General features: G+C 62.4%; 4 protein-coding genes and 1 pseudogene. 4 read left to right on the top strand and 1 reads right to left on the bottom strand.

Going from position 1 to position 4,354, the window contains the following annotated elements; genetic code table 11:
- Positions 1-155, bottom strand: a pseudogene (locus tag JNK99_RS09485) (LPS export ABC transporter permease LptF); the annotation flags it as partial.
- Between the two features lie 74 nt (positions 156-229).
- Between JNK99_RS09485 and JNK99_RS09480 the strand changes: the two are divergent.
- The 4 genes from JNK99_RS09480 to JNK99_RS09465 all read left to right on the top strand — a co-directional run.
- Positions 230-1,726 carry a leucyl aminopeptidase gene (locus tag JNK99_RS09480; RefSeq protein WP_291851921.1) on the top strand — a complete coding sequence of 499 codons (1,497 nt, stop codon included), beginning with the start codon at positions 230-232 and terminating at the stop codon, positions 1,724-1,726.
- On the top strand, positions 1,723-2,148 hold the full coding sequence (locus tag JNK99_RS09475) for a DNA polymerase III subunit chi (protein WP_291851918.1): 426 nt from the start codon (positions 1,723-1,725) through the stop codon (positions 2,146-2,148). Before JNK99_RS09480 ends, JNK99_RS09475 begins: the two co-directional genes overlap by 4 nt.
- On the top strand, positions 2,148-2,678 hold the full coding sequence (locus JNK99_RS09470; RefSeq protein ID WP_291851915.1) for a hypothetical protein: 531 nt from the start codon (positions 2,148-2,150) through the stop codon (positions 2,676-2,678). The genes JNK99_RS09475 and JNK99_RS09470 overlap by 1 nt, the downstream gene beginning before the upstream one ends.
- Before the next feature lie 32 nt (positions 2,679-2,710).
- Positions 2,711-4,354 (top strand): valine--tRNA ligase (locus JNK99_RS09465; RefSeq protein ID WP_291851912.1); only part of this gene is annotated, 1,644 nt, incomplete at its 3' end.

The following is a 4,354-nucleotide window of genomic DNA, read 5'->3' as shown; positions in this document are numbered from 1 at the left end:
AGGAGCGCGGCGACCGCCTCCGGCTCAACCTTGCCCTGAACGGCTTCGTTGAGCAGTCGAATCAGCTGCGTCGTCATCATGATGGCGAAGAGCGCAGTGAAGATACCGGCGGCCGACTGGGTAAACTCGCGTCGCACAGCGCGCTGAAAGATCATTCTTTGACTTTGGTGAAAAACTGCAGTGATAATCGGCTTTTCGGATGAAGCACGCGTTGTCTGAGGAGGGGTCGGTGGAATTTAGCATAAAAAGTGGTAGCCCGGAGAAGCAACGCAGCGCTTGCGTGGTGGTCGGCGTCTTCGAGCCGCGCAAGCTGACGCTGTCCGCCGAACTGCTCGACAACGCCGCGCGCAACCATATTTCAGACATCATCCGGCGCGGCGACATGGAGGGCAAGGTCGGCTCCACGCTGCTGTTGCACAACGTTCCGGGAACTCTCTGCGACCGTGTATTGCTGATTGGTCTCGGCAAGGAAAAGGAGTTCGGAGACAAGGAGTACTGCGAGGCTGTGCACAGCGCCGTGCGGACACTGAATGAAACCGGATCGTTTGACGGTACCGTCTTCCTGACCGAAACCGCCGTCCGCAAGCGCAGCGCCGCCTGGCGGGTACGCCAGGCGGCCATGGTCGCGCAGCAAACAGTCTATCGCTTCGACCAGTTCAAGAGCAAGAAGGACAAGGTCCGCCGTCCCCTGCGCAAGCTGACATTCGTCATTGATCGTCGCAACGAGCTGACCGCTGCCGAAGCCGCACTGAGCCAGGGTCAGGCAATCGCTGAAGGAGTGGCCCTGGCCAAGGACCTGGCCAACCTGCCGGCCAATGTATGCACGCCCACCCACCTCGCCGATACCGCGCAGAAGATGGCAGCCGAGCACAAGCTGGACTATCAGATACTGGAACGGGACGAAATGACAGGACTGGGCATGCACTCATTGCTGGCCGTCGCCAAGGGCTCGCACCAGGCGCCAAAGCTGATCGTCCTGCAACACAAAGGGGGCAAGAGTGATGAGAAGCCGGTAGTACTGGTCGGCAAGGGCATCACCTTCGACACCGGCGGAATTTCGCTCAAACCGGCTGCGGAAATGGACGAAATGAAGTACGACATGTGCGGTGCGGCCAGTGTGCTCGGAGCCCTCAAGGCAGTGGCAATGCTCAAGCTGCCGCTCAACCTGACGGTCATCGTGCCAGCCGTGGAAAACATGCCCGGAGGTGCCGCCACCCGTCCGGGAGACATCGTCACCTCGATGTCCGGCCAGACCATCGAGATCCTCAACACCGACGCCGAAGGCCGCCTCATTCTGTGTGACGCGCTGACCTATGCGGCGCGTTTCGACCCCGAGACCGTGATCGATGTCGCAACGCTCACCGGCGCGTGCGTGGTCGCGCTGGGCCATGTCGCAAGCGGCCTCTTTGCCAACAATGAGGCTCTGGCTCGAGAACTCCTGCATTGTGGCGACGAGGCGCACGACCGGGCGTGGCAGATGCCCTTGTGGAACGACTATCAGGAGCTGCTCAAGAGTCCGTTCGCCGACATGGCCAACGTTGGCGGTCGCTGGGGTGGGAGCATCACGGCGGCCTGCTTTCTTGCCCGCTTCACGCGGAAGTATACCTGGGCGCATCTGGACATTGCCGGCACGGCCTGGAAGTCCGGTACCGAAAAGGGGGCGACCGGGCGACCGGTCCCCCTGCTCGTGCACTATCTTCTGAAGCGCACCGGGAAACTCAATTGACACGCATCTTCTTCTACCACAACGCCGCCGACCGGATTGCGGCGACGGCCGCTCTGATCGGCCGAGCGGTGACGCAGAAGAAGGCCTTGGTGGTTTACGCACCCGATGCCAGGCTTGCCGCAGCACTGGATCGGCACCTGTGGACGCACCCGCCGACGGGCTTCATCCCGCACGTCGATATCAATTCGCCGCTGGCCAACCAAACACCGGTGCTGATTGCCGGCCAACTGGACTCGATAGAGCACGACGAGCGCCTGTTCAACCTCGCTTCCGAGGTACCGCCGGGTTTTGCCCGTTTCAACGGTCTCATCGAGGTCGTCGGGCAAGGTGAGGAAGAACGGCTCGCCGCGCGCCAGCGCGCCAGGTTCTACAAGGATCGCGGTTACGACATCCGGTATGTCGATCTGGCGGGAGAAGGCTGATGACCAACGACCGCGACCTGATCCTCCGTGCCGACTCGCTGATCAACCCGGAAGCCGCCGGCGAACGCCGGGAAAGCGCACGTCACACGCGGCGCCGACGCAGTTTCGTGGCGTCAACCACGCAGCGGGAAGCGGCAGATCTGGCCGCGCAAGTTTCTTCCCCCGGCAGCGAAGAAGAAGACCTGCCGCTCCTCACCGAGGTCGTCCTGCCGCCATCCGACCTGGCAGAGGCTCGAGACGAGCCCGAAAGCGTCAAGGCCATCCTCCGCCCCATCCTCACCGCAGAGTTGACCAGCCTGCTCGACTGCCAGTTGTCCAGCGAGCTGCCGACCCTCATCGAGTCCGCCTTGCAGAGCGCAGGCGAGCAATTGCAACACGCAATCAACGCGACCATCACGACGGCAATGCGCGACTTCATTGCCCAACGTGGTCAACTGCAGTTACCTCTGGAAGAGCCCGTCAGCGACGCAACGATGGACCCCGGCCAAGCCCGGGGGACGCCACCGGAGCGACGGCACGATCCGGTATAATGCGCGCTCCTGCAAACACCCAGTGCTCCCCCATGGAACTCGCCAAGAGCTTTGAACCGGCAGATATTGAGCGTCGCTGGTACCCGGAATGGGAAGCCAGAGGCTACTTCAGCGCTGGTCTCGATGTCGCCAAATCGCGATCCTTCTGTATCCTGCTGCCGCCCCCCAACGTCACCGGCACGCTGCATATGGGGCACGGTTTCAACCAGGCGATCATGGATGCGCTGACCCGCTATCATCGGATGCGGGGAGACAACACACTGTGGCAGCCCGGCACCGATCACGCCGGAATTGCAACCCAAATCGTCGTCGAGCGTCAACTCGACGCCGAAGGCGTCACCCGGCACGACCTCGGACGCGAGAAATTCCTTGAGAAAGTGTGGCAGTGGAAGGAATTCTCGGGCAACACCATTACCCGGCAGATGCGTCGCCTGGGCACCTCCCCCGACTGGAGCCGCGAGCGTTTCACGATGGATGCCGGGCTGTCGCGGACGGTCACCGAAACCTTCGTCCGTCTCTATCGCGAAGGCCTGATCTACCGCGGCAAGCGCCTGGTCAACTGGGATCCGGTGCTGCAGACCGCGGTCTCCGACCTCGAGGTGGTACAGGAAGAGGAGCCGGGCCAGTTATGGCACATTCGCTATCCGCTGGCCGATGGCAGCGCATCGCTGACGGTCGCCACCACGCGGCCGGAAACCATGCTTGGCGACACGGCGGTGATGGTCCACCCCGATGATGAACGCTACCGGCATCTGCTTGGCAAAATGGTCAGGCTGCCCCTCTGCGAGCGCGAAATCCCGATCATTGCCGACGCCTATGTTGACCTCGGTTTTGGTACCGGATGCGTCAAGGTCACCCCGGCGCACGACTTCAACGACTACGCGGTTGGCCAGCGTCACGGCCTGCCGATGATCCCGATCCTGACGCTCGACGCGCGGATCAATGACAACGCGCCGGCCCGCTATCGGGGTATGGATCGCTTCGACGCACGCCAACGGGTAGTCGGTGACCTGGAAGAGGAGGGCCTGCTCGACAAGGTCGAGCCGCATCTGCTGAAAGTACCGCGCGGTGACCGTACCGGAGTGGTCATCGAACCGATGCTCACCGACCAGTGGTTCGTCGCCATGAGCAAACCAGGCGCCGACGGGAACAGCATAGCCGGCAAGGCACTCGCCTGTGTGGCCTCGGGAGAAATCCGCTTCTTCCCCGAGAACTGGGTCAACACCTACAACCAGTGGCTGAACAACATCCAGGACTGGTGCATCTCGCGCCAGTTGTGGTGGGGACATCAGATCCCCGCCTGGTACGGCGAAGACGGGCAGATCTACGTTGCCCATGACGAAGCCGGGGCAAGCGCACAAGCAGCGGCAGCAGGCTATGAGGGCCGGCTGACGCGCGACCCCGATGTGCTGGACACCTGGTATTCCTCGGCCCTGTGGCCGTTCTCGACGCTCGACTGGACGCCACAATGGCCGGCCGAGAGCAACCCGGCGCTGGATCTTTACTTGCCGTCCACCGTGCTGGTAACCGGTTTCGACATCATCTTCTTCTGGGTCGCACGCATGGTGATGATGACGCGGCACATCACCGGCCGGATCCCCTTCCGGCACGTTTACGTGCACGGCCTGATCCGCGACGCCGAAGGACAGAAGATGAGCAAGTCGAAGGGCAATGTG

Origin of the sequence: Accumulibacter sp., assembly GCF_016789985.1 — a bacterium.
Classification (GTDB): domain Bacteria; phylum Pseudomonadota; class Gammaproteobacteria; order Burkholderiales; family Rhodocyclaceae; genus Accumulibacter.
The sequence above is the reverse complement of the archived record's forward strand: the minus strand, read 5'-3'. Positions and strand labels throughout refer to the sequence as shown.